Annotated in this window: 21 protein-coding genes; 7 read left to right on the forward strand and 14 right to left on the reverse strand. The window is 73.1% G+C overall.

The features are described from left to right. Positions 1-14 precede the first annotated feature (14 nt). Both D7147_RS12215 and D7147_RS12220 read right to left on the reverse strand, forming a co-directional pair. A complete protein-coding gene (locus D7147_RS12215; RefSeq protein WP_233563108.1) occupies positions 15-1,814 on the reverse strand; it encodes a hypothetical protein in 1,800 nt (599 codons plus the stop codon). Continuing rightward, positions 1,811-3,574: a glycosyltransferase family protein gene (locus D7147_RS12220; protein ID WP_120677787.1), complete on the reverse strand. Its 1,764-nt coding sequence runs from the start codon at positions 3,572-3,574 to the stop codon at positions 1,811-1,813. Before D7147_RS12220 ends, D7147_RS12215 begins: the two co-directional genes overlap by 4 nt. Before the next feature lie 407 nt (positions 3,575-3,981). On the opposite strand from D7147_RS12220, the gene D7147_RS12225 reads away from it, so the two are divergent. Then, the gene (locus tag D7147_RS12225) at positions 3,982-5,175 is read left to right on the forward strand and encodes a hypothetical protein (RefSeq protein WP_120677788.1); all 1,194 of its coding nucleotides are present in this window, start codon (positions 3,982-3,984) and stop codon (positions 5,173-5,175) included. Between the two features lie 237 nt (positions 5,176-5,412). On the opposite strand, the gene dxs is transcribed toward D7147_RS12225, so the two are convergent. The 4 genes from dxs to D7147_RS12245 all read right to left on the reverse strand — a co-directional run bounded on the left by dxs (position 5,413) and on the right by D7147_RS12245 (position 12,135). Further along, positions 5,413-7,365: a 1-deoxy-D-xylulose-5-phosphate synthase gene (gene dxs, locus D7147_RS12230; RefSeq protein WP_120676929.1), complete on the reverse strand. Its 1,953-nt coding sequence runs from the start codon at positions 7,363-7,365 to the stop codon at positions 5,413-5,415. A 93-nt stretch (positions 7,366-7,458) separates the two neighbouring features. Next, complete coding sequence (locus D7147_RS12235; RefSeq protein ID WP_120676931.1) at positions 7,459-8,670, reverse strand: anhydro-N-acetylmuramic acid kinase; 1,212 nt, start codon at positions 8,668-8,670, stop codon at positions 7,459-7,461. Positions 8,671-8,768: 98 nt separating this feature from the next. Then, positions 8,769-10,007: a class I SAM-dependent RNA methyltransferase gene (locus tag D7147_RS12240; protein WP_120677790.1), complete on the reverse strand. Its 1,239-nt coding sequence runs from the start codon at positions 10,005-10,007 to the stop codon at positions 8,769-8,771. A gap of 58 nt (positions 10,008-10,065) precedes the next feature. Beyond that, the gene (locus tag D7147_RS12245) at positions 10,066-12,135 is read right to left on the reverse strand and encodes an APC family permease (protein ID WP_120677792.1); all 2,070 of its coding nucleotides are present in this window, start codon (positions 12,133-12,135) and stop codon (positions 10,066-10,068) included. Positions 12,136-12,293: 158 nt separating this feature from the next. Between D7147_RS12245 and D7147_RS12250 the strand changes: the two genes are divergently transcribed. Then, positions 12,294-12,959 (forward strand): potassium channel family protein, encoded by a 666-nt coding sequence (locus tag D7147_RS12250; protein ID WP_120676933.1) that lies wholly within the window; start codon positions 12,294-12,296, stop codon positions 12,957-12,959. Positions 12,960-12,962: 3 nt separating this feature from the next. Continuing rightward, positions 12,963-13,652, forward strand: coding sequence for a potassium channel family protein (locus D7147_RS12255; RefSeq protein WP_120676935.1), 690 nt, complete (start codon positions 12,963-12,965; stop codon positions 13,650-13,652). A gap of 52 nt (positions 13,653-13,704) precedes the next feature. On the opposite strand, the gene D7147_RS12260 is transcribed toward D7147_RS12255, so the two are convergent. The 4 genes from D7147_RS12260 to dut form a co-directional block, all read right to left on the reverse strand. Continuing rightward, positions 13,705-14,388 (reverse strand): DUF3159 domain-containing protein, encoded by a 684-nt coding sequence (locus D7147_RS12260; protein WP_120676937.1) that lies wholly within the window; start codon positions 14,386-14,388, stop codon positions 13,705-13,707. 23 nt (positions 14,389-14,411) lie between these two features. Beyond that, entirely contained in the window at positions 14,412-14,792 is a 381-nt protein-coding gene (locus tag D7147_RS12265) for an OB-fold nucleic acid binding domain-containing protein (protein WP_120676939.1), read from the reverse strand. A gap of 124 nt (positions 14,793-14,916) precedes the next feature. Then, on the reverse strand, positions 14,917-15,594 hold the full coding sequence (locus tag D7147_RS12270; protein WP_120676941.1) for a DUF3710 domain-containing protein: 678 nt from the start codon (positions 15,592-15,594) through the stop codon (positions 14,917-14,919). Positions 15,595-15,619: 25 nt separating this feature from the next. Continuing rightward, the gene (gene dut / locus D7147_RS12275; RefSeq protein ID WP_120676943.1) at positions 15,620-16,171 is read right to left on the reverse strand and encodes a dUTP diphosphatase; all 552 of its coding nucleotides are present in this window, start codon (positions 16,169-16,171) and stop codon (positions 15,620-15,622) included. Positions 16,172-16,219: 48 nt separating this feature from the next. Here dut and D7147_RS12280 point away from each other — a divergent pair, with 48 nt between their 5' ends. Next, on the forward strand, positions 16,220-16,714 hold the full coding sequence (locus tag D7147_RS12280) for a DUF3093 domain-containing protein (RefSeq protein ID WP_120677794.1): 495 nt from the start codon (positions 16,220-16,222) through the stop codon (positions 16,712-16,714). 57 nt (positions 16,715-16,771) lie between these two features. On the opposite strand, the gene D7147_RS12285 is transcribed toward D7147_RS12280, so the two are convergent. Together D7147_RS12285 and D7147_RS12290 are read right to left on the reverse strand one after the other, a co-directional pair. Further along, the gene (locus D7147_RS12285; protein ID WP_120676945.1) at positions 16,772-17,560 is read right to left on the reverse strand and encodes a hypothetical protein; all 789 of its coding nucleotides are present in this window, start codon (positions 17,558-17,560) and stop codon (positions 16,772-16,774) included. Between the two features lie 130 nt (positions 17,561-17,690). Next, on the reverse strand, positions 17,691-17,987 hold the full coding sequence (locus D7147_RS12290; RefSeq protein WP_013284790.1) for a DUF4193 domain-containing protein: 297 nt from the start codon (positions 17,985-17,987) through the stop codon (positions 17,691-17,693). A 433-nt stretch (positions 17,988-18,420) separates the two neighbouring features. Between D7147_RS12290 and D7147_RS12295 the strand changes: the two genes are divergently transcribed. Further along, complete coding sequence (locus D7147_RS12295) at positions 18,421-18,936, forward strand: LytR C-terminal domain-containing protein (RefSeq protein ID WP_199734177.1); 516 nt, start codon at positions 18,421-18,423, stop codon at positions 18,934-18,936. 20 nt (positions 18,937-18,956) lie between these two features. On the opposite strand, the gene D7147_RS12300 is transcribed toward D7147_RS12295, so the two are convergent. Then, a complete protein-coding gene (locus D7147_RS12300; RefSeq protein WP_120676949.1) occupies positions 18,957-19,775 on the reverse strand; it encodes an inositol monophosphatase family protein in 819 nt (272 codons plus the stop codon). A 290-nt stretch (positions 19,776-20,065) separates the two neighbouring features. Between D7147_RS12300 and D7147_RS12305 the strand changes: the two genes are divergently transcribed. Continuing rightward, entirely contained in the window at positions 20,066-21,661 is a 1,596-nt protein-coding gene (locus tag D7147_RS12305) for an RNA polymerase sigma factor (RefSeq protein WP_120676951.1), read from the forward strand. A 245-nt stretch (positions 21,662-21,906) separates the two neighbouring features. Next, on the forward strand, positions 21,907-22,140 hold the full coding sequence (locus tag D7147_RS12310) for a DUF7455 domain-containing protein (protein WP_120676953.1): 234 nt from the start codon (positions 21,907-21,909) through the stop codon (positions 22,138-22,140). Between the two features lie 195 nt (positions 22,141-22,335). On the opposite strand, the gene D7147_RS12315 is transcribed toward D7147_RS12310, so the two are convergent. Continuing rightward, positions 22,336-24,069 carry a DEAD/DEAH box helicase gene (locus D7147_RS12315; RefSeq protein ID WP_120676955.1) on the reverse strand — a complete coding sequence of 578 codons (1,734 nt, stop codon included), beginning with the start codon at positions 24,067-24,069 and terminating at the stop codon, positions 22,336-22,338. Positions 24,070-24,104 lie beyond the last annotated feature (35 nt).

Below are 24,104 nucleotides of genomic sequence, written 5' to 3' on the forward strand. Positions count from 1 at the left end.
GCCGACGGGGCAGGTCAGCGCAGCCGGTCCCGGACGTCCCACACCCAGGCGCCGTCGACCGCCCGCCCGGGGCCGAGCAGCGCCTCGACCGTACGCCGCACCGCCTCGCCGTGGCGCAGCTCGCCCTGCACCACTATCGCGGCCCGCCAGTGGCGCAGGTCCTCGACGGCCTGCCGGCGGTCGGCGTCGGTGACCACGGGCGTCTGACCGGTCTCCGCCGCCCGCCGTAGCAGCGCCGCGGTGGGCCGGTCCGGGGCGCCCCACCGCGCCGCCGGGTCGTCCGGCCCGCTCGGGCCGATGAAGTACCCGCCGGGGGCCCGGAAGGCGAGCCCGGTCCGGGCCGACCAGAGCATCCCCGGGCTGACCGCCGCGCCGGTGACCGGTGGCACCGGGACCACTGTCGTGCCGGCCGGCACCTGCCCCCGCCACCGCTGCTCGGTGAGGAAGACCGGCACGGCGGGGGCCGCCACGGTGCGGATCGGCGTCGGGAAGAGCGGCAGCAGCGCCGCGGCCACCGCGCCGGTCCAGAGCAGCCGCACCGGCACGCCCGGCCCGGCCGGGGCGTCGGTGGGTGCGGTGCGAGGCGGACGCGCCCGGTCCAGCGAGAGGGCCAGCAGGACGCCCAGCACCGGTACGCAGATCAGCGCGAACCGGGCCGGCACCGCCAGCTCCAGCAGGGGCAGCCCGGCCACCAGCCGGTACGGGCCGGGAATGCCGGTGCCCGTGCCGTGCACCCGGATCTCGGCGCCGAGCGAGAGCAACGCGAAGAGCAGGCCGCAACCGGCGAGCGCCCGCACCAGCGGACGCCGCCCGAGCCAGATCACGATCACGGTGCCGAGCACCAGCAGCCCGGCGCCGAAGAACGAGCTCTCCTCGGTGGGGTTCGGCGCCAGCAGCCCGGGCGGGTGCTCGCCGCCGACCACGGTCTGCCGGGCGGCGGCGATGAACGAGACCGCGTCGAGCTGGTAGCTGTACGTGTCGAACGCCATCCCCCGGTAGTGCTGCGGGCCGGCGAACTGGAACCAGAGCGGGTACGCCAGGAGCAGTCCCGCCACGACCGCGCCGACCCCGGCCCGGCCGAGCAGCGCCGGTGCCGCACGGCGGGCCGCCGCCGGGTCGGCGAGCGCGTACCCGACGGCGAACACGGCCACGGCCAACGCCAGGAAGGCCAGCGTCTCCTCGCCGATGAAGGCCTGCCAGGTGACCAGCAGCCCGAGCCACACTCCGGGCCAAATCACCCGGTCGGGTTCCGGCCGGAACAGCCACGCCAGGATCACCGGCACCAGGAACTGGGCCGCGATGTGCAGGTGCGCGCCCGCCTGGGAGACCATCCCCGGTGCGAAGCCGCAGAAGAGCCCGCCCACCACCGCGGCGGTACGGGAGGTGACCAGCCGGCGGCGCAGCAGCACGTACCAGGCGGTGGCGGTGCCCGCCAGGCAGCAGACGACCGCCGTGAGGAACGCGGCCTGCGAGCCGAAGAGCAGGGTGACCGGGGTCAGCGGCAGCCCGAGGCCGAGGACGGAGGTGTTCGCCATCAGGTTGATCCCGTCCGGCGCGTTCAGGGCGGTGCTGTGCAGCGGGTTCTGCCCGGTGACCACCGACCGGGCCGCGTGGGCCAGCATCCACTCGAAGAGGATCTGGTCGCCTGCCTGGTGGAACAACCGCTCGGGCCGGCCCCACTGGCCGCCGGTGAGCAGCACGGCCAGGCCGAGGTAGCCGACCACCACCAGCGCATCGGCCGTCCACAGGGGACGGTGCGGCCGGCGCGCCTGCATGCTGGCCGGGGTGGACGCCGTCGTCCCGGTGGAGATCAAGGTTCGCGGCTGGTCAGCGCCCGCACGTCCCAGACCCAGACGTCGAGTTCCCGGCGGCCGGGCCCGACCAGCTGCTCGACGGTACGCCGCAGCGGCTCCACGTTCTGCTGGTCGAAGGGGAGCACCAGGACCGCCGCCCGCCAGTGCCGCAGCTCGTCCAGGGATCGGCGGCGTTGCCGGTCGTCCAGTTTCGGGGTACGGCCGGTCGTGGCCACCTCCTGCAGCAGCTCCCCCACGCCGCTGGGCCGACCGCCGAAGCGACCCGGGTCACCGGTGTTGCCGTTGCGCGGCGCGAGGAAGTACCCGCCCGGAATCTTGAAGTCGAGGTTGGTGGCGGCGGCCCAGCGCATGCCGTTGGTGTTGCCCATGCTGGGCACCGGGATCGGCACCAGCGTCTGGTCGGGTGCCACGTAGGCCCGCCACCGGTCGGCGGTGATGAACTTCGGCACCGGCGGGCGGGAGACCACGCTCAGCGGCATGGGCGCGATGGGCAGCAGCGCGAGCACCAGGCCCGCGACGGTGAGCGTCCGGGCAGTACGCCGGTCCGGCAGCCGCAGCGACCAGGCCCGCTCCACGGCGATCGCCAGCAGCACGGCGACCACCACCGAGGTGATCAGGCCGAACCGGGTCGGTACCACCGCGTCGAGCAGCGGCAACCGCACCAGCCACTCCCACGGTCCGGTGAGCAGCTCCCGATGCCACCAGGAGATGCGCTCGCCGAGGGAGAGCACGGCGAACACGGCGCCGGTGGCGGCGAGCGCCCGGACGATCACCTCCCGGCGCAGCCAGAGTACGATGCCGACGGTGAGCAGCGTGAGGCTCCACCCGAGGAACGCGTTCTCCTCCGAGTAGTTCGGGGCCAGGCCGACGTTCGCCCGCTCGTTGCCGCCGAGCGTCGGCGAGCCGGGGGCGAAGAAGGCGGCGATGTCGTTGCCGTAGTCGCGCACCGCGTCGCTGAGCCCGTGGTACGCCATCGGCCCGGCGAACTGGATGTAGAGCGGGTACGCCAGCAGCGCGCCGGCCAGCGCCGCGCACGCGCCGAGCCCCACGGCCAGCGGCCGCCACGCCGCCGCCCAGCGGTGCGGCTCCTGCACGACCATCGCGATCAGGAACACGCCGCAGGTCAGCGCGGTGAAGAGGAGGATCTCCTCGTTGATGAACGCCTGCGCGGTGACCAGGAGGGCGAGCAGCAGTCCGTCCCGGACCGGCCGCCGGGTGCGGGTGAGCACGAGCACCCGCCAGACGATGAACGGCAACAGGTACTGGCTGATGATGTTCGGGTGCCAGTTGGCGTGCGAGAGCATCGCCGGGGAGAAGCCGCAGAGCCACCCGCCGACCGCCGCGGCCAGCCGGTTGCGCACCAGGTGCCGGGAGAGCACGTGGTACCAGGCGGCGGCGGTGCCGGCGAGGCCGAGCGTGACCAGCAGCACGAAGGAGACCGCGGGACCGAAGAGGAGGGTCACCGGCACCATCGGGATGCCCAACGCCAGGATGGCGGTGTTGGCCATCAGGTTGACGCCGTCGGGGTAGTTGAACTGTTCGGTGTAGAACGGGAACTCGCCGTGCAGCACCACCCGTACGGAGTGCGCGAGGAAGAACTGCACCTGGGCCGGGTCGCTGCTGTAGAGCGACGCGACCCGGCCGGCCGGGTCCATCCAGATCCGACTGGTCACCCAGAGCGCGGCGAGCAGGAAGGCGGCGTAGACGGCGAGGTTCTGCCGGCGGGGACTCCACCGCCACCGTCGGGCGGGCACCGGCACGGGCGCCGCGACGTCGGCGCGGGTCGCACCGGTGGCGCGGTCGGCCCCCTCGGCCGGCGGCCGGCCGGCCTCCGTAACGGGTGGCGCATCGATGGTGGCGACCGCCGTCGCGCCGTCGCGCACTCCGCCGCCGACGCCGTCCACGCCGGCGCAGGCGAGGCTCCGATCGGGTCGGACGCCCGCGGCGGCGTCGTTATCCAGGGCGGATGCGGCGCGGGGCTCGACAGACGTCACAGTCGGCGGAGTCTACCCGAGCGGCGAAAAGGTGGAAAAACCGTGGTGTCGGTCCTTTGTGGTGTGCCGTCCGGTGCGCACGGCTGGTCCGGCACGAGGTGCTGCGTCATGTTGGTCGGACATCTCGTACTATGGCGCTTCCGACGTGAGGGCGAGTGATCGGGGGCGTACAGGTGGCTCCAGTCCGCCGACGCGGCACGACGGCCACCGCGCTGCTGGCCGTGCTGCTGGCCGTGACCGCCTGCGGTCCGGTCGCCGACCGTCGCCCCGGCGATCTGCGGGTCGGCTACGACAGTCTGGACGGCACGCTCGCGAGCTGGCCGCCGCAGGGCGACCTCGCCGGCGACGCTTCGGCGACCGCCGCGGTGACCGACGCGGTACGCGACTGGCGGTCACCGGCCGACGACCGGGTGCACCTGGCCTCCTCCGGCATCCTCTTCTCCGGCCGGGTCGACGGCGCGCCGCTGGCCCTGGTCGCAGCCGACGTGCCCGGCCACAGCGCCTCGTGGCTGCTGCAGCTCACCCGCGACGGCGACCGTTACGTCGTCGCGCGGGCCGCCGAGTACACCGACCCCGGCTACCTCGTCTACTCCGACGTGTTGCCGGTGCTGACCGCGGCCGGGCGCCGCTACCTGGTCTCCGACCGGGTGCGACGCCTCCTGGGGCCGGACGGGAAGGCGTTGGCGACCAAGGACGGCATCAGCGCGCCCGCCGAGGTGCCGGCCTGCCGCGCGGTGCCGGTGACGGCCAGCCTGCGGAGCACCGAGTCGTTGCCCCGGGGCCGGGAGGCGCAGCGCCTGCTCGACCTCGGCACGGGCCTCGACGACCCGCGCTACCCGCTGGTCGACGACGCGACCGGCTCCGGTCGGCGGGCACTGACCGGGCTCGACACCTGTGCGCTCGCCGGGGAGCGGGGGCCGTTCGGCAGTATCCCGCGCCGGATCGGCGACCGGGACGCGCCGGGCTCGGTGCCGGAGTCGTGGCCGATGGTGAAGGTGGCGGTCCGGTCGCTCGGCGAGCTGACCCTCGGCCGGGGTGAGCCGGGCGAGCTGGAGCAGCTCACCTGGCAGAGCGCCACCGACACGATGACCGCCGTGGTGTACCGGCCGCCCGGTGGCGGCCCCCCGGTGCTCTCCCCCGCCGATCGGGTCGGCCCGCTGCAGGCCTACCGGCTGCCCGTGCCCGACCAGCCGCTGACGGTGCTGAGCTGGCGTTCGACGCGGGACAGCTCCCTGTCGGTGGCACCGGGCACGCCCCTGCTGGTGGAGCGACCGGGGCTGGTGGTGATGTCGGAGCCGGAGCGGCCCGAGACGGTGAGCCTGGCGGGCACGGAGAAGACCCACTACCGGTCGGTCGGCGGTCGCTGACCCGCGCTGCGGAGCCCGTGCCCCGTCCCGGCCGATAAGCCGTCGCCCGACCGCGCGCCCGTCCCCTGTGGCGCGTACCGGCCCGTCGGCCGTCGCCGACGGCTCGCGTGCCAGGGAGCCCGCAGCACGTCCCGGCCCACCGGCCGCCGCTGACGGCCTGTCGCGGGCCCGGGGGGCCGTCCGCACCGGAACGTGCGACGGCGGGCGCCCCGTCCGGGGCGCCCGCCGTCGTCGGACTCAGTTCTGCGCGGCCTTGTCGCCGGCGGGGACGCGCACCTGATCGACCGACGCGCCGTCGAGCCCCGAGATCCAACCGGTGACGTCCCGGGCCACGTCCTGCGCGGTGAGCCGCAGGTCGGCGAGGATCTGGGCCCGGGTGCCGTGCGGATGCCAGTCCGCCGGCACGCCGAGGTCGCGCAGCGGCACCCGGACGTCCGCGTCCCGCATCGCCTGGGCGAGCGCGTCACCGACGCCGCCGATCCGCACGCCGTCCTCGACGGTGACCACGAGCCGGTGCGCGGCGGCCAGCTCGACCAGTTCGGTCGGGACCGGTCGGACCCAGCGCGGGTCGACCACCGTCACGCCGTAGCCCTGCTCGGCGACCCGGGCGGCGACCTCCATGCCGAGGTGGCCGAAGGCGCCCACCGCGACCAGCAGGACGTCGGTGCGCGCCGACTCGGTCAGCACGTCGACCGTGCCGACCCGGCGCACGGCGGGCAGGTCGCCGGCGACCGCGCCGGTCGGGAAACGGAGCAGAGTGGGGCCGTCGTCGACGGCCGTCGCCTCGCGCAGCTCCTCGCGGAGCGTGGCGGCGTCCCGGGGAGCGGCGATGCGCAGGCCGGGCACGACGCCGAAGACCGACATGTCCCAGATGCCGTAGTGGCTCGGCCCGTCCGGGCCGGTGACGCCGGCGCGGTCGAGGACGAAGGTCACCGGGAGCTTGTGCATCGCCACGTCCAGCAGGACCTGGTCGAAGGCCCGGTTGAGGAAGGTCGCGTAGACCGCCACGACCGGGTGCAGCCCGCCGAGCGCGAGGCCGGCCGCCGAGGTGACGGCGTGCTGCTCGGCGATGCCGACGTCGTACACCCGCTCCGGGTACTTGCGGGCGAGGGTGGCGATGCCGGTCGGCTCGGCCATGGCGGCGGTGATGCCCACCACGTCGGGCCGCTCGTCGGCGATCGCGACCAGCTCGTCGGCGAAGACGTGGGTCCACTTCACCGACGGGGCGGCCGTCGCCTTGCCGGTGGCGATGTCGAAGGCGCCGGGGCCGTGGAAGCAGTCCGCCTCGTCCTCCTCGGCCGGGCGGTAGCCGTACCCCTTCCGGGTGACGGCGTGCACGATCACCGGCCCACCGAAGTTCTTCGCCGCCCGCAGCGCGCCCTCGACGGCGGCGACGTCGTGCCCGTCGACCGGGCCGACGTACTTGATGCCGAGGTCCTCGAACATCGCCTGCGGGGCGACCGCGTCCTTGATGCCCTTCTTGACCGCGTGCAGCACCTCGTACATCGGCTTGCCGACCAGCGGGGTCGAACCGAGGGCGTCCTTGACCGTGTCGAGGACCTTCTCGTAGCCGGGGTTGAGGCGCAGCGAGGAGAGGTGGTCGGCGAGACCACCGATGGTCGGCGAGTAGGAGCGGCCGTTGTCGTTGACCACGATGACGAGGGGGTTGCGGGCGGTGGCGATGTTGTTGAGCGCCTCCCAGCACATGCCGCCGGTGAGCGCCCCGTCGCCGACCACGGCGACCACCGAGCGCGATTCGCCGCGCAGCGCGTACGCCTTGGCCAGGCCGTCGGCGTACGACAGGGCGGTCGAGGCGTGCGAGTTCTCGATCAGGTCGTGCTCGCTCTCCGCCTGGCTGGGGTAGCCGGAGAGACCGCCACGCTGGCGCAGTTTGTCGAACCCGGCCTGCCGACCGGTGAGGATCTTGTGCACGTACGCCTGGTGGCCGGTGTCGAACAGGAGCCGGTCCCGGGGGGAGTCGAAGACCCGGTGCATGGCGAGGGTCAGCTCCACCACGCCGAGGTTGGGCCCGATGTGCCCGCCGGTGCGGGACACCTTCGCGATGAGGAAGTCACGGATCTCGGCGGCGAGGAGCTCCAACTGCTCGGCGGACATCCGCTTGACGTCCTGCGGACCGCGCACCTTCGCCAGCAGTTGGCTGTGGTTGGCCGTGTCCTGTTCAACACTCATGACCGCAGAGTCTATCGGCCATCCGTCACTTCGCAGCCGGGCCCGACCGACGCCCGTCCCGGCGCCCGGGCGGCGGGCCCACCGAACAGCTGGTCAGGTGACGATCCGCAGCCGACGGGGGGAAATCGCCGGGGTGGCGCGCGGCCCGGGCCCGGAGGGGGTCCAGGAGCCGAGGACGGCCGCCCGGGCCGCGCCGGTCACCGACCGGATCGAACCGGGCAGACCATGCCAGGAGAGCCAGCCCAGCAGGGCGAAGGCGTACGCCTCCTTCGCCTGCGCCGGCACGCCCAGCTCGTCGGTCGTACGCAGCCGCCAGCGTCCCGCCCCCAGCTCGGTGAGCCGGGCGCGCAGCGTCGGATTGCGCACTCCACCGCCGGAGGCGATGACCTCGGTCACCCGGTGCCGGTCGCACTCGGCGGCCACCACCCGGGCGGTCAACTCGGTGAGCGTGGCCAGTACGTCGTCGGCCGCGACGGGTTCGCCGAGCGCGGCGAGCTTCTCGTCCAGGTAGCCGGCGTGGAACAGCTCCTTGCCTGTCGATTTCGGCGGCGGTGCGGCGTAGTACGGCTCGGCGAGGAGCTCGTCGAGCAGGCCCGGATGCACCCAGCCGGCCGCCGCCCGAACGCCGTCGAGATCACAGGGCCGGTCGAGGAGCCGACGGGCGGCGGCGTCGAGCAGCGCGTTCGCCGGCCCGATGTCGTACCCGAGCACGGGCGCGCCCGGGGCGACCACGGTGAGGTTGGCGATTCCGCCGAGGTTCAGGGCGGCCCGGGGCGCGTTCGCGGCGGGCCCGGCGCTGCCCGACGGCTCGGTCGCCGGTCCGGCCGAGGCGTCGGGGGCGAGCAGCAGGGCGTCGAAGGCCGGTACCAGCGGCGCGCCCTGCCCGCCGGCCGCGATGTCCGCCGAGCGCAGGTCGCTGAGCACCGGTACGCCCACCCGGGCGGCGACCCGGGCCACCGCGCCGAGCTGGAGGGTGCCCCGGGCCACGCCGTCCTGCACCCAGTGGAAGACGGTCTGCCCCGGTGACACCACGAGGTCGGCGTGGCCACCGGCCAGCTCCGTGCCGAGCGCCGCCGCCTCGGCGAAGACGTCCCCGAGCAGGTTGTCCAGCCGGCAGACCGCCTCGATCGTGGTGGCCGCCGGCGGCAGCAGCGCGCCGATGCGGGCGCGCAGCTCGTCGTCGTAGTCGAGGCCCCGGTGCCCGAGCGGCCGCAGCCGGAGCGTCTCCCCGTCGACGGTGAACTCCGCCGCCGCCACGTCCACCCCGTCGTACGAGGTCCCCGACATCAACCCGACGATCTTCACGCCCGCAGGCTAACCCCCCGTACCACCCGCCGGGAGCCACCGGTCGATCACGAGGCTGCCGGGGCGGATCGACGCGCGATCCCCCGCCAACCCCATGATCAGCGAGACGAGGGGGGCAGCAGCAGGCCGACCAGCTCGACGTGCTGGGTCATCGGGAACAGGTCGAACCCGCGCAGCGCGGCCAGCCGCCAGCCCGACTCGGCGAACGTGCGTACGTCCCGGGCGAAGGCGGCCGGGTCGCAGGCCACGTACCCGACCGCGCGCGGCCCGGCGGCGACCAGTTCGCGCACCACCCGGGAGCCGGCCCCGGTACGCGGCGGATCGAGCACCACCACGTCGACCGGGCCGGTGATCCGCCGGCGGGCCAGCGCGGTCTCCACCCGGGCCGCGACCACCTCGACGCGGGGCAGGTCGGAGAGGTTCTGCCGGGCCGCGGCGACGCCCTGCTCGGCCGCCTCGACCAGGGTGACCCGGCCGGTGTCGCCGACCCGGCCGGCCAGCGCGGCGGCGAAGAGTCCCGCACCGCCGTACAGGTCCCACGCCCGCTCACCGGGCTGCGGGTCGACCAGCTCCAGCACCGCGCCGACCAGGGCGTCGGTCGCGGCGGGGTGCACCTGCCAGAAGGCGGTCGCCGGGAGCGTCCACTCCCGTCCGGCGGCCACCTCGCGGACCGTCGCCGGCCCCTCGACGGTGCTGGCGACCCCGTCGACCACCGTCGCGACGGCCACGTCGCCCCCGGTGGAGGCGACCGTCTCGACCGCGTCGGCGTCCGGCCAGCGGGCGCCGCTCGCGTTCAGCACCGGCAGGCTCTGGATCGCCGGGTGGGCGATCAGGCAACGGTCGATCGGCACCACCTCGTGCGAGCGGTGCTTGAGCAGACCCGCCCGGTCAGCCGCGTCCACCGCGTAGCGGACCCGGGAGCGCCAGCCCAGCGAGCCGCCGGGCAGCGCCTCGACCCGTACGCCGAGGCCGTCGAGCTCGGTCTCCGTCAACCCGCCCAGGCGGCTCAGCTGCTCCCGCACCACGGCGGCCTTCCACTCGAGCTGCGCCGCGGGTGCCACGTGTTGCAGGTCACAGCCACCGCACTGGCCCGGCCGGGCGTACGGGCAGGGGGCCGGCACCCGGTCGGGCGAGGCGTCCAGCACCGTGACCGCGTCGGCCCGGACGAACCCGCGGTGCACCTCGGTCACCTCGGCGACGACCCGCTCCCCGGGCAGGGCGTGCCGGACGAAGACCACCTGCCCGTCGACGCGGGCCACGCAGTGCCCGCCGGGGGCCACCGGGCCGACGGTGAGCTCGACCCGCTCCGCCTCGGCGAGACCACGCTCCCCGGCCACGTCGCGGTCCGGGGCCGAACCGGGGTCGCGTCCCACAGTGCCGGGGTCCTGGTGCGGCTCAGCCACGGTCACTCCCGCCCGGCTCACCGGAGGGTACGGAGACCACCGGCGGGGCGTCCGAGGGCGGCGCGCTGCGCGGCACCACGCGCGGGCCGCGGGCGGGGCCCCGCGAGAGCGTGGCGTCCAGCCGGGAGAGGTTCTTGTTCGCGGTCGAGGCGAGCTGCCACGGCACGCTGGTCACCATCACACCCGGCTCGAAGAGCAGCCGGGTCTTGAGCCGCAGCGCGCTCTGGTTGTGCAGCAGGTTCTCCCACCAGCGCCCGACCACGTACTCCGGGATGAAGACAGTGACGACGTCGCGGGGCGACTCCCGGCGGGTGTTGGCGACGAACCCGATGATCGGCCGGGTGATCTCCCGGTACGGCGAGTCGATCACGGTGAGCGGTACGGGCAGCTCCCGCCGCTCCCACTCCTCCTGAAGGTCGCGGGTGTCCTTCTCGTCCACGTTCACCGTCACCGCGGTGAGGGTGTCCGGCCGGGTGGCCCGGGCGTACGCGATGGCCCGCAGCGTCGGCTGGTGCAGCTTGCTGACCAGGACGATCGCGTGGTTGCGGGCGGGCAGCACGGCGCGTCCCTCGTCCGGCGGCGTGAGCTCCTCCGCGACCCGGTCGTAGTGCCGTCGGATCGCCAGCATCAGCCCGTAGATCACCGCCATCGCGGCGATCGCGATCCAGGCGCCGAGCAGGAACTTGGTGAGCAGCACGATCACCAGGACGGTGCCGGTCAGGCCCATGCCGAAGGCGTTGATGGCCCGGGAGCGGTGCATCCGGCGGCGCGCCTCCGGGTCCCGTTCGGTCTTCAGGTGTCGGTTCCAGTGCCGGATCATGCCGGCCTGGGAGACGGTGAACGAGACGAAGACCCCGACGATGTAGAGCTGGATCAGTCGGGTCACCTCGGCCTGGAAGCCGACGATCAGCACGATCGCGAAGGCGGCGAGGAAGAGGATGCCGTTGGAGAAGGCCAGCCGGTCGCCCCGGGTGTGGAACTGCCGGGGCAGGAAGCGGTCCTGGGCGAGGATCGAGCCGAGCACCGGGAAGCCGTTGAACGCGGTGTTCGCGGCCAGGAAGAGGATCAGGGCGGTCACCCCGGCCACCACGTAGAGCAGGATCGACCCCGAGCCGAAGACCGCCTCGCCGAGCTGGGTGGTGACCGTCTTCTGCACGTAGCCGTCCGGGCCGGAGACGATCTGCTTCACCGGATCCTCCACGAACTGGAGGTGGGTGAGCCGGGCCAGCCAGATGATTCCCACCAGCATGCTCACGGCGATTCCGCCGAGCAGCAGCAGGGTGGTGGCCGCGTTGCGGCTCTTCGGCGGCTTGAACGCGGGCACCCCGTTGGAGATCGCCTCGACACCGGTGAGCGCGGCCGCACCCGAGCTGAACGTCCGGAGCAGCAGGAAGATCAGAGCGAAGCCGGTCACGCTGTGCTCGGCCTGGATGACCAGGTCGGCGCTGGGCGCGCGCAGGTCGTCGCCGAGCACGAAGACCCGGATCAGGCCGGTGAGCAGCATCCCGCCGATCACGATCACGAAGCCGTAGGTGGGGATCGCGAACGCCGTGCCCGACTCGCGCAGCCCGCGCAGGTTGACAGCGGTCAGCAGCACCACCGCGATCACCGCGATCATGACCTTGTGGGTGGCCACGAAGGGCACCACCGAACCGAGGTTCGCCACCCCGGAGGAGACCGACACGGCCACCGTCAGCACGTAGTCGACGAGCAGCGCGCTGGCCACCCCGAGGCCGAACTTCGGCCCGAGGTTCACGGTGGCCACCTCGTAGTCCCCGCCGCCGGAGGGGTAGGCGTGCACGTTCTGCCGGTAGCTCGCCACCACCGTCAACATCACCACGACCACGGCGAGCGCGATCCACGGCGAGAAGACGTAGGCCGAGGCGCCGGCGATCGACAGGGTCAGCAGGATCTCGTCCGGCGCGTACGCGACGCTGGAGAGCGCATCGGACGCGAAGACGGGCAGCGCGATGCGCTTCGGCAGGAGGGTGTGCTGGAGCCGGTCGGACCGGAACGGTCGACCGACGAGCAGCCGCTTCAGCAGCGAGGTGGGACTGGCCACGAACGCCAAGGGTACGTCCACCGCGGCGGCGGCGTGGGGGTGGGCGATCGGCGCTGGTGCACGTGGGCGCGGTACCGTCGGTCCCCGTTCCCGGCCGGGACATGGCAGGCTCGCACTCGACGGGCCCGGGCGGACGGGCGCGCAGCTTGGGAGGAAGCGTGCATGTCGTGATCATGGGATGTGGGCGGGTCGGCTCGACCCTCGCCCACAGCCTGGAGTCCCGTGGGCACTCGATCGCCGTGATCGACCAGGACGCGGACGCCTTCCGCCGGCTGGGCCCGGACTTCGCCGGAGTCACGGTGACCGGCGCCGGTTTCGACGGGGACGTGCTGCGGCAGGCCGGCATCGAGCGGGCCGACGCGTTCGCGGCGGTCTCCAGCGGTGACAACTCCAACATCATCTCCGCCCGGCTGGCCCGGGAGACCTTCGGTGTGTCCCGGGTCGTGGCACGCATCTACGACCAGCGGCGGGCGCAGGTCTACGAGCGGCTCGGTATCCCCACCGTGGCGACCGTGCGGTGGACCGCCGACCGGATGCTGCGGCACCTCGTACCCGAGGGGAACGTGGAGATCTTCCGCGATCCCACCAGCACCGTCTCGATCGTCGAGGTGCCGGTGCACAAGGACTGGGTCGGCCGACCGGTGCGCGCCATCGAGGAGGCGGTCGGGGCGCGGGTGGCGTACCTGACCCGGTTCGGTATCGGCACGCTTCCCACGACGTCCACCGTGGTGCAGGAGGGTGACCAGATCTTCATGCTGGTCACCGACGACATTGTGGCGACGGTCACGTCGGCGGCGTCGCGGCCGCCGGAAGGAGGGCACTGAGCCATGCGGGTCGCCATCGCCGGCGCCGGCAACGTGGGGCGGTCGATCGCCCAGGAGTTGATCGACAACGGCCACCAGGTGATGCTCATCGAGCGGCAGCCCAAGATGCTGCGCCCGGAGCGGGTGCCCACCGCCGAGTGGGTCCTCGCCGACGCGTGCGAGCTGACCAGCCTGGAGGAGGCGGACATCGCCGGCTGCGACGTGGTGGTCGCGGCCACCGGCGACGACAAGGTCAACCTGGTGGTGTCGCTGCTGGCCAAGACCGAGTTCGCGGTGCCCCGGGTGGTCGCCCGGGTGAACCGGGCCGAGAACGAGTGGCTCTTCACCGAGCAGTGGGGCGTCGACGTGGCGGTGAGCAAGCCCCGCGTGATGGCCGCGCTGGTCGAGGAGGCCGTCACCGTCGGCGACCTGGTCCGGCTGATGACCTTCCGGCAGGGCGAGGCGAACCTGGTGGAGATCACCCTGCCACCGACCGCGCCCTACGTCGGCCAGCCGATCCACGCGGTGCCGCTGCCCCGCGACGCGGCGCTGGTGGCGATCGTGCGCGGCAAGCGGGTGCTGGTGCCCAGCCCGGACGACCCGATCGAGGCCGGCGACGAGCTGATCTTCGTGTGCACCGCCGAGGTGGAGGACGACGTCCGCGCGGTGATCCTCGGACCGGACAGCGTGCAGCGCACCCGCGGGGGCAGCTGACCCGGATCGCTCGCGCCGCCTCGACTCGGGGCGGCGCGGGCCACGGGGCCGGTCAGCTACCGGGCAGCGGCTCCGGAGTCGCCTCCCGGGTCACCCGCCGGACCGTCCAGACGGTGATGAGCAGCAGGAGCGCGTACGGCGGGTAGCCCAGCAGCAGCCGGGCCACGCCGAGCGCGGTGTCCTGGTGGGCGAGGTAGAGCCCCGCCTGCACGCCGACCTTCGCCAGCCACACCACGCCCCAGAGCACGGTCAGCCCGGTGAAGGTGCGGACCAGCCGTGGGTCGTCCCGCCACTCGGAGCGTCCCTTGGCGACCAGCACCGACCAGATCCAGCCCACCAGCGGCTGGCGGATGGCGGCGGAGAGCAGCAGGGCGAGCCCGTAGCCGACGCCGTAGAGGATGCCGGGCAAGTAGAAGTCCCGCTCGTCACCGGTGCGCCAGGCGATGGCCGCGCCGATGGCGATGCCGAAGAGCCCGTTGACGGCGTGCCGGATCGGGCGACGCTGGGCCAGCCGGAGCCCGGCGATCAACAGCGCCACCGCCACCGAGGCGATCACCGCGGGGCGCAGCTCGCCGATGACGTTGGCGATCACGAAGACCACCACGGGGATGCTGGATTCGACCAGCCCCCGCCAGCCGCCGAGCTGGTCGGCCATCTGCTCGGCGATGGTGGGCAGCCGCTCCTCGTCCGGCGAACCGGTCTCCGACGAAACGGCGCGGTCCTGTCCGGTGGTCATCGGCTCCCCTGGCGTCCGCGCGGTCACTTCGGCAGGTCCAGCTCGTAGTACGGGTTGTAGATGACCTTGCGGTCGTCGCGTACGGCGACTCGGCCCCGCGCGGTCAGGTGCCGCCCCGGCTCGATGCCGGCGATGTGCCGGCGTCCCAGCCAGACCAGCGTCACCACGTCGCTGCCGTCGTAGAGGTCCGCCTCGAGTGTGGGCAGGTTGGTCCGCGGCGTGTAGACCACGGTGCGCAGCCGACCGCTGACCGAGACCACCTGGCCCCGGGAGCACTGCAGGGCCGGCACACCGCCGCACTCCGCGCTCTCCCGCTGCAACTCCTGCGCCTCGATCTCGGCCTCGCTGGCGGTGAGCCGGTGCAGGATGCGCCGCAGCGACCCTCGGCTCTCGTCGGTGGTCATGGACCCCGCGTCACCCTCTCAATGCTGGCCGGCCGCGCCGACACCGGTCCGGTCCCGGCGTCGCCGGGACCGTCCCGCCAGCGTACGCCGATCCGCTCGGTTCCGGCGGGTCGGCGATGCCCGGTCAGACCTGTCGCGGCTGCTCGGTCGGGCGTCCGCCGTCCGGGTTGGCGGCCGCCGACTCGTCGGTGGCCTCGCGCGGCAACCGCAGCGGCAGCGGCTCACGCACCGGCTTGGCCTCCTGCCCCCGGTCCACCACCAGCCCCTCCAGGCAGACGGCCAGCGGGCCGGCAGCCACCGGATCCACCGCCGCCGCGCCCTGGAAGACGCCGCGCACCATCCACCGCGGGCCGTCGATGCCCACGAACCGCAGGTCGGTCGGGCCGTCCGGGGTCCGCACCTGGGCCCGCAGCTCGGGGCCGTACTCGCCCTCGACCTCCTGGGTCGCGGCGCCGTCGGCGAGCAGCGACTGGCGGATCTCCTCCCGCACCTCGTCCCAGATCCCCTCGGACCGGGGCGCGGCGAAGACACCGAGCTGCAGCGCGTTCTGCCCGTGCACCAGCACGACCTGCTGGACCACGCCCTGCTGGTCGGCCTGCACCCGCACCTCGACGTCGGCGATGGCGGGGATGTGCAGGCTGCCCAGGTCCAGCCGCGCCACGTCGGACGGCGCCTCGGAGATGTCGTAGGGGCCGCGGCCGGAGGCCGGCGAGGCGGTCTCCTCGGCCTGGAGGTCCTCGAGGACCTCGGTGCTCCGCTCGTCACCGGCGTGCCGCTCGGCACGCTTCCGGGAGAAGATCACTACGCCCGCCCTCCGCTGTTCGCCTTCAACCTGTCACTTCCTCGCTGCGCCGCTCGTCCCCGGACGGGTCGGTCGGCGCCGGCACCAGGCCGGCGTGCCCGCCGGTGGAGCCGTGCCCGCCCGTCCCGCGCGGGGAGGGGGCAAGCTCCGCCACCGGCTGGAACTCCGCCCGCGCCACCCGCTGCAGAACGAGCTGGGCGATCCGGTCGCCCCGGGAGATCTTCGCCGAAGCGAGCCGATCATGGTTGATCAGGTTCACCATGATCTCCCCCCGGTAACCGGCGTCGACCGTACCGGGCGCGTTGAGCACCGTCACACCGAGCCTGGCCGCGAGCCCCGACCGGGGGTGGACCAGGCCCACGTACCCCTCCGGCAGGGCGATCGCCACGCCGGTCGGGACCAGGGCACGGCCGCCGGGCGGCAGCTCCACGTCGACGGCGGCCAGCAGGTCGGCCCCGGCGTCGCCGGGATGGGCGTACGCCGGCAGCGGCAGCTCCGGGTCGAGCTGCCGTACGGGCACGGGTACGACGTCGGTCACGGTTCCCTCTTCCGTCGGGTACGGCGGTGACCCTGCCATCCTGCCGGGTGGCGCGGCCTCCGTCCGCCGTACCCTCGGACTGTGAGCCTGTCGCCGTCCTCATCCTCCTCGGCGCCGCCCGCCGTGCGCCGCGCCGAGCACTCCGAGCGGCTCTTCCTGCCCTGGTGGCTGTGGCTGGGCGGGCTGACGGCCGCCGGTCTGCTCGCCGTCGAGGTCTGGATGGGCGCGCCCGGGGTGCGGGCCTGGCTTCCGTTCGTGGTGCTGCTGCCCGTCACCGCGCTGGGCCTCTGGTGGCTCGGCCGGATCCGGGTCGCGGTCCACGCCGGCGAGCTCCTCGTCGACGACGCCCGCCTTCCGGTGCGGTACGTCGCGGACGTGGTGCCGCTCGACGCCGCAGGCCGTCGGGAGGTGCTCGGCGTGGGCGCCGACCCGCTGGCGTTCGTGGTGCAGCGTCCCTGGCTCGGCAGCGCCGTCCAGGTGGTGCTGGACGACCCGGACGACCCCACCCCGTTCTGGGTGGTGAGCACTCGACGCCCGGTGGAGCTGGCCGAGGCGATCCTGGCCGCCCGCGACGCCGGCTGAACGCGCGGCGCACCGGCCGGCGAGGTCGGTGGGCAGCCCGCTGAGCCGCCCGGTGGGTCAGGGGGCACCGGGCAGCGAACGCGGCGGAACGGAGAGCTCCCGGCGCCTGCGCCGGAGGTCGTCGCGGACCTGGTCGCCGAGCCCCCTGGTGGCCCGACGGTTGAGGTAGCTGGCCACGGCCGCCCCGGTCAGGAACGGTCCCAGCGTGGTGAGGTTGCGCCCGAAGCGCCGCAGCAGGGTGTCGCGCAGCTCCCGGCGGGCCGCGGTGCCGAGCACCGCGCCGACGCCGGCGCCGGGCATCATCGGGTTGATTCCGCGTTGGGCGGCCCACGCCTGCACCAGGGCGAGGGCGCGCTGACCCCGTGCGGCGGGGAGGATGACGCCGTACACCTCGTGCAGCTCGCCGATGAGCTTCAGTTCGATCGCCACCACGGCGACCGTCTCGACCGCCAGCAGCACCGGGGCGGAGAGCAGGGTGGGCGTGACCGTCCACTCCACGGCGGCCACCCCGCCGCCGGCGGCGCCCACTCCGGCAGTCGCGCGGGCGGCGTTGCGTACCAGACGATCGGCGATGGCCTCGTCGTCCAGGCCCTCGAAGTGCCGTCGCAGGGTGGCCAGATCCCGGATCGGCACGTGCGGGGCGACCTCGGTGACGGTGTCGACCATCCAGCGGACGGCGGCCCGGGGCTTGAAGAGGTCACCCAGTCCGCGGCGCCGGGCCTGGCCGATCAGCCGGCCGAGCAGCTGCCGCCGTCGGGCGGGCTCGATGTCGTCGGCGGTCAACGCCGCGACGGTGGCGCCCAGCTCGGCCGGATCGCGCTCCGGGGCGTCGCCTCGCTCGCTCATCGACCTCGACCTCCCGGATCGCTGGTTCGGCTACCCGTTCCGAGTCAAGCAGGTCCCCACCCGTGGCGCATGACGACGCCGACAGCGGCGGCCTCGATCGGGAGGCCGCCGCCGATTGAAATGATGAAGGTCAGACGCACTCGCGGCAGATGAGGTCGCCGTTGCGCTCGACCGCCAGCTGGCTGCGGTGGTGCACCAGAAAGCAGCGGGCACAGCGGAACTCGTCCTGCTGCATCGGCAGCACCTTGACCGTGAGCTCCTCGTCGGCCAGATCGGCTCCGGGCAGCTCGAAGCTCTCGGCCACCTCGGCCTCGTCGACGTCCACGGCGCCCGACTGTGAGTCGACGCGCCGGGCCTTGAGCTCTTCCAGGCTGTCCTCGCCGAGGTCGACCTCGTCGCGACGCGGGGCGTCGTAGTCGGTGGCCATCGGTTTCACTCTCCCATATCGATGTGGTCGTACGGTTGTAACGCCGGACGACGCTGTTCCGGTTCCGCTGGCCGGCCACCCGTTGTGTCGGTCACCCGACCCGACGACCAGTAGTCGGTCGAGGCCGCCAGAGAAACTCCCCCAGCGAGCGCGGTACCTTACCCCCCGTTCGGGCGAGGCATGTATACCGCCCTCGTGGCAGAGATGTACGCCCCCGCACGGGAAGTTGTTCCCAATGTGACTCAGGCGACACGAAGATAGGGGTAGTAGTACCTGGTTCATGGGCGGCGCGCCGCCATGTCCGGCTGTTTCCACGCGACGGTCGGACAACCGTTAACCTCAGCGGCGTACCCGACGGCCGGGGCGGCACTTTCGCCGTCGGCCGCCGCCACCCATGTGAAGTCCGGGGAGCGCCCAGATGAGTTTTGCGCGAGTGCGGGCACTCGTTGTCGTCGGCCTGTTGGCGATCCTCGCCCTGGTCTTCGTGGTCGTCGCGGTGGTTCGCGACAGCCAGGGTAACGCGGGCACCGCCAAGAGCTGCCCGGACGGCTGGCCCCTCGCCGACGTGACCCTGCGCGAGACCAAGGACGTCAAGATCAACGTGCTGAACGCGACCGACGAGGTGGGTCGGGCGGGCAGCGTCGCGGACGACTTCCGCAACCGCAAGTTCCAGGTGAAGAAGGTGGGCAACGCCCCCAAGGGGGTGGACGACGTGGCCGTGCTGCGATTCGGCCCGAAGGGCGTCGGTTCGGCGCACCTGCTCCGCGCCTACTTCCTCGACAACGCCGAGCTGGACTACGACGACAAGCGCACCGACGACACCGTGGACGTGGTGCTGGGCAGCGCCTTCCAGCAGTTGGCCACCACCACCGAGGTGAACCAGTCCCTCGGTGACCTCGGTTCGCCGGCTGCTCCCCCCGGTTCCTGCCCCGCGCCCGTCAAGAAGTGACAGTCGCCTCCGGTGGCCCGTCACGGGCCGCCGGAGGCGTCCAGGTCGGCGAGCCGGTCGTGCAGCGGCGTGAAGAGCGCCGGAGGCGCGGCGATCACCAGGTCCGGCCCGGCCGGCCGGCCGCCCAGGCCCGCGACCCGCAGACCCGCCTCGGTGGCCACCAGGCCCCCGGCCGCCTGGTCCCACGCGGCGAGCCCCTTCTCGTAGTAGGCGTCCAACCGCCCCTCGGCCGCCAGGCAGAGGTCCAGCGCCGCCGCACCGAGGCGGCGGATGTCGCGTACGTGCGGAATCAGCTCGGCCACCACGCGGGCCTGGTGCGCGCGTCGTTTCGGGTCGTAGCCGAATCCGGTGCCGACGAGCGCCTGACCCAGATCGGTCTCGGTCGAGCAGCGCAGCCGCTCCCCGTCGCGCCACGCGCCGCCGCCGGCGGTGGCGGTCCACTCCTCGCCGGTGGTCACGTTGCGCACCACCCCGGCGACCACCTCGCCGTCGACCTCGGCGGCGAGCGACACGGCGTAGTGCGGCAGCCCGTAGAGGTAGTTGACGGTGCCGTCGATCGGGTCGAGGATCCAGCGCACCCCGCCCGGGGCGACCTCGGTGCCGCCCGCCCCGTACTCCTCACCGAGCACCGCGTCCGCGGGGCGGAGCCGGCGCAGCGCGTCGAGGACCTGGGTCTCGACCGCCCGATCGGCCGCGGTCACCACGTCGGTGGCCGTGCTCTTGGTGGCGGCCACCGAGACACCCTCGACCCGCATCCGGTACGCCGTCGCGGCGGCGTCCCGGGTCAGCTCGACCGCGATCTCCAGCAGCTCGCCCGATGACGGCGCCGTACGCTCCATGCCTCGTCCCCTTCCCGCACGATCGGGGTGTACCGCACTCGCGCGCGGGTACCATCCTTACAAACTCCACATCTGCGCCGTTTCGACGGTCTCGACAACCCGATACGCCGTGCGGCGCAGGATGATCGCCGCAGACGGCGTTACAATTCACCCCTGCCCACGCGCCACGGACGGCCGACGACCGGCCCACCCGGGACACGGGGGTTCTCCAAACACATCGCCCGGCGCGGTGGCCCCTGCTGCGCCGGACGCCCCGGCCGTGCTCGCTCTTCGCCTCCGGAAGGTCATTCGTGACAGAACCCCGCCAGACCGGCGCCGACGTTCGCTCGCTCACCGACACTCTGATCGCCCACGCCCAGAGCGCCGGCGGTCAGCTGACGTCGGCCCAGCTCGCGCGCACCGTCGAGTCCGCCGAGGTGACGCCGGCCCAGGCCAAGAAGATCCTGCGGGCGCTCTCCGAGGCGGGAGTGACCGTGGTCGTGGACGGGTCGGCCAGCACCCGCCGCCGAGTGGCCGCGGCCCGGTCCGCCACTCCGGCGTCGCGCGCCACCACCGCCAAGACCACCAAGAAGGCCGCTCCGGCCCCGCAGCAGGCGCCCTCCGCCGAGGCCCCGGCGCCCGCCCCACGGAAGGCGACCGCGCGCGGGAGCGCCGGCACCACGGCCGACGTGGCCAAGGCTGCGGCGCCGGCCAAGGCCGCCAGGCCGACCCGGGCCACCAAGACGACCGTCGCCGCGGCCGGCAAGGCCAAGGCCGCCCCCGGCAAGGCCAAGGACGGGGCCGACGGCGACATCTCTCCCGAGGAGCTGGCCGCCGAGATCGAGGACGTGGTCGTCGACGAGCCGGCCGAGCTGACCCAGGCGGCCGAGGCCGACGCGGCGAACTCCGCCAGCGACAACGACTTCGAGTGGGACGACGAGGAGTCCGAGGCGCTCAAGCAGGCTCGGCGGGACGCCGAGCTGACCGCCTCCGCCGACTCCGTCCGGGCCTACCTCAAGCAGATCGGCAAGGTGCCGCTGCTCAACGCCGAGCAGGAGGTGGAGCTCGCCAAGCGGATCGAGGCGGGCCTCTACGCCGCGGAGCGGCTGCGCGCCGCCGAGGAGGGCGAGGAGAAGCTCACCCGCGAGATGCAGCGGGACCTGATGTGGATCTCCCGGGACGGTGAGCGGGCCAAGAACCACCTGCTCGAGGCGAACCTGCGACTGGTCGTCTCGCTGGCCAAGCGCTACACCGGTCGCGGCATGGCCTTCCTCGACCTCATCCAGGAAGGCAACCTCGGCCTCATCCGCGCCGTCGAGAAGTTCGACTACACCAAGGGCTACAAGTTCTCCACCTACGCCACCTGGTGGATCCGCCAGGCCATCACCCGCGCCATGGCCGACCAGGCCCGCACCATCCGCATCCCGGTGCACATGGTCGAAGTGATCAACAAGCTCGGCCGCATACAGCGTGAGCTGCTCCAGGACCTGGGCCGCGAGCCCACCCCGGAGGAGCTGGCCAAGGAGATGGACATCACACCGGAGAAGGTGCTGGAGATCCAGCAGTACGCCCGGGAGCCCATCTCGCTGGACCAGACCATCGGTGACGAGGGTGACAGCCAGCTCGGTGACTTCATCGAGGATTCGGAGGCCGTGGTCGCGGTCGACGCGGTCTCGTTCTCGCTGCTGCAGGACCAGCTCCAGCAGGTGCTGCAGACGCTCTCCGAGCGTGAGGCGGGCGTGGTACGACTGCGCTTCGGCCTGACCGACGGTCAGCCGCGCACGCTGGACGAGATCGGTCAGGTCTACGGGGTGACCCGGGAGCGGATCCGGCAGATCGAGTCGAAGACCATGTCGAAGCTGCGCCACCCGTCGCGGTCACAGGTTCTTCGGGATTACCTGGACTGAGCCGGAATCGTCAACCCGGTGTGTCGTTTTGATCACCTGGCGTGCAACGCCGGATGGTGATCCGCCGGTTGCACGATTGTGATCGTTGACGTGGCACCCTTGGTGCACGGCACACTGTGCCTGTCATGTGTGACCTCGGTCCCCCGCGGGCACACAGGGAAGGCCAGGAGCCACATGGATGTTGCAGGATAGGTGAGCAACGACCGAAGAGATTGTTCATCGGTGACGACCAGAGGAGGAAGGCGATGACCCCGACCCTCACGCCGCCGCCCGAGACGGTGAGCCCCCCGGCCGCCGATGAACGGTGCGACCGCTGCAATGCTGCCGGCAAGCTCCGTATCACGCTCGCCGGTGGGAGTGAACTGGTGTTCTGCGGGCACCACGCGAACAAGTACGCGGAGGATCTCGTGAAGATCACCGTTCGTTACGCGGCGGACCCGGAGTTCAGCTGGCGCGGCGTCGACTTGATGGCGAACTGAATCCGCAAGCCGACATAAAGGCCGGCCGGAGGCACCGAGAGGTGCCCCGGCCGGCCTCTTTTTGCCCCCACCCCACCCACCCCACCCGACCCCCAGGGTCGATCATGGGGTTGGTGGTGGAGTTGATCGCGAGAACACCCGCAAACCTCATGATCGACGCATCGGTGACCGGGACGGCGACCCGGGACGCCGGGGTCAGAGGGTCTGGACGGTGGCGATGCGCTCCTCGAGCTGCTCGATCGTCGCCTGAGCGCTCGGCGGACCGCCGCAGAGCCGGCGCAGCTCGGCGTGGATCTTGCCGTGCGGCTGACCCGTACGGTGGTGCCGCGCGGCCACCAGGGCGTTGAGCTGACGGCGGAGCGCCACGCGACGCTGGGCGGCACTCATCGGTGGCGGCGGAGCCGTGGGCGCGTCAGCGGCCGGCTCAGCGGTCCGTACGGCCGCCTTGCGGCGCTGGGCGGCGAGCTGCTCGGCCTGCCGCTTCGACAGCAACACGGCGACCTGGTCGGCGGTGAGCAGACCCGGCAGCCCGAGGTACTCCTCCTCCTCGGGGGTGCCCGCCTGGGCGGCGGTGCCGAAGGACGCACCGTCGAAGATCACCTGATCCAGCTCGGCGGTGGCGGAGAGCGCGGCGAACCGCTTCTCCAGCTCGCCGCTGGCCTGGTCGTCACGCTGGGCCCGCTCGAGCAGGTCGTCGTCGAAGCCCTCGCGGTCCTTCGGCTTGCCCAGCACGTGGTCGCGGGCGGCCTCCATCTCGCTGGCGAGCCCGAGCAGGTGCGGCACGCTGGGGAGGAAGACCGAGGCAGTCTCCCCCGGACGCCGGGCCCGGACGAAACGGCCGATCGCCTGGGCGAAGTAGAGCGGTGTGCTCGCGCTGGTGGCGTAGACCCCGACCGCGAGACGCGGAATGTCGACGCCTTCGGAGACCATCCGTACGGCGACCAGCCACCGCTGCTCGGACGCCGCGAACGTCGCGATCCGGGCCGACGCTCCCGCGTCGTCGGAGAGCACCACCGCCGCCTTCTCGCCGGTGAGCTGCTCGATGAGCTTGGCGTACGACCGGGCGGTCTGCTGGTCACTGGCGATCACCAGCCCGCCGGCGTCCGGCATGCCCGCGTTGCGCAGCACGCTGAGGCGGGCGTCGGCGGCGCGCAGCACCTGTGGCATCCAGTCGCCGGCCGGATCCAGCGCGGTCCGCCAGGCCTGGGCGATGAGGTCCTGGGTCATCGGCTCGCCGAGCCGTGCCGCCAGCTCCTCCCCCGCGTTGGTCCGCCACCGGGTCTCCCCGGAGTACGCGAGGAAGAGCACCGGCCGCACCACGCTGTCGCGGAGCGCGTCCGAGTAGCCGTAGACCGAGTCGGCGCGGGACCGCAGCAGCCCGTCCCCGCCCCGCTCGTACGTGACGAACGGGATCGGGTTGTCGTCGGAGCGGAAGGGCGTACCGGTGAGCATAAGGCGGCGTACGGCCGGCTCGAAGGCCGCCTTGACCCCGTCGCCCCACGTCCGGGAGTCACCGGCATGGTGGATCTCGTCGAGGATGACCAGGGTTCGGCGGGTCATGGTGCGCCGCCGGTGCACCTGCGGCGCCATGCCGACCTGGGCGTACGTGACCACGGCGCCGTGGAAGTCGGCCGACGAGTGCACGTCGGCGTTACGGAACGCGGAGTCCAGCTGGATGCCGACCCGGGCCGCGGCCTGTGCCCACTGCGTCTTCAGGTGCTCGGTCGGGGCGACCACGGTGACCGCCTCCACCGTGCCGTCCACGAGCAGCTCGGCGGCGATCCGCAGGGCGAACGTGGTCTTACCGGCGCCGGGCGTGGCGACCGCCGTGAAATCGTCGGAGCGCCGCCGCAGGTACTCCACGAGCGCCTTGCGCTGCCATGCGCGTAGTGCCGGAAACGTCTCGATCGCCGGCGACGGGGCTGCCACGCGAAGGCTCCTCTCCGACCGCATGAAGGCGGACC

It is taken from the genome of Micromonospora musae (assembly GCF_003626545.1).
Lineage (GTDB): Bacteria > Actinomycetota > Actinomycetes > Mycobacteriales > Micromonosporaceae > Micromonospora > Micromonospora musae.

Bases quoted from the DNA above. Each gene is read 5' to 3' on its own strand.
- dxs (WP_120676929.1), bottom strand. From the start codon at position 7,365: ATGAGTGTTGAACAGGACACGGCCAACCACAGCCAACTGCTGGCGAAG.
- D7147_RS12255 (WP_120676935.1), top strand. From the start codon at position 12,963: ATGCGGGTCGCCATCGCCGGCGCCGGCAACGTGGGGCGGTCGATCGCC.
- D7147_RS12260 (WP_120676937.1), bottom strand. From the start codon at position 14,388: ATGACCACCGGACAGGACCGCGCCGTTTCGTCGGAGACCGGTTCGCCG.
- D7147_RS12265 (WP_120676939.1), bottom strand. From the start codon at position 14,792: ATGACCACCGACGAGAGCCGAGGGTCGCTGCGGCGCATCCTGCACCGG.
- dut (WP_120676943.1), bottom strand. From the start codon at position 16,171: ATGGCAGGGTCACCGCCGTACCCGACGGAAGAGGGAACCGTGACCGAC.
- D7147_RS12285 (WP_120676945.1), bottom strand. From the start codon at position 17,560: ATGAGCGAGCGAGGCGACGCCCCGGAGCGCGATCCGGCCGAGCTGGGC.
- D7147_RS12290 (WP_013284790.1), bottom strand. From the start codon at position 17,987: ATGGCCACCGACTACGACGCCCCGCGTCGCGACGAGGTCGACCTCGGC.
- D7147_RS12300 (WP_120676949.1), bottom strand. From the start codon at position 19,775: ATGGAGCGTACGGCGCCGTCATCGGGCGAGCTGCTGGAGATCGCGGTC.
- D7147_RS12310 (WP_120676953.1), top strand. From the start codon at position 21,907: ATGACCCCGACCCTCACGCCGCCGCCCGAGACGGTGAGCCCCCCGGCC.